Source organism: Gilvimarinus sp. 1_MG-2023, assembly GCF_030548285.1.
Genome location: NZ_JAUOSC010000212.1, coordinates 1 through 417, shown reverse-complemented (window position 1 = coordinate 417; position 417 = coordinate 1). Strand labels below are relative to the sequence as shown.

Here is a 417-nt window from a genome sequence, read left to right as displayed (position 1 = left end):
GCCTTATGGCGTGATCGATTTCACCCATACTAAAAGGCCCATCGATCAAATCACCCCTAATTTGTATTATGACCCCGACATAAAAATGTATCGCGCATTTAAAGAGCAAGCGGTTGCAGATCTAAAGCACTGCCGCCGTAATCTACATATGTTGGAGAGCTAAGTATGGGGGAGTGTGTAGGAGATAAAGTATGCTGAAGCAACAAATTCACCAAATCGTACAGTCAAACCCTGACTATGCAGCAGTCTCGCCCGTGATAGAAAAAGAGATCTTGCATCATGACATTATGGACGTGCTGATCAAGCAGGGTGTTATGCAGCGATTAACCTTTATTGGCGGCACCTCATTACGCATGTGTTACAACAGCAGTAGGTTGTCAGAAGATCTTGATTTCAACGGTGGCCATGACTTCAAAC

At 44.4% G+C, this 417-nt stretch carries 1 protein-coding gene; it reads left to right on the top strand.

Features of this window, described 5'->3' with window-relative positions:
- Positions 1–191: 191 nt before the first annotated feature.
- Positions 192–417 (top strand): nucleotidyl transferase AbiEii/AbiGii toxin family protein (locus tag Q4563_RS16475; protein ID WP_303605252.1); only part of this gene is annotated, 226 nt, incomplete at its 3' end.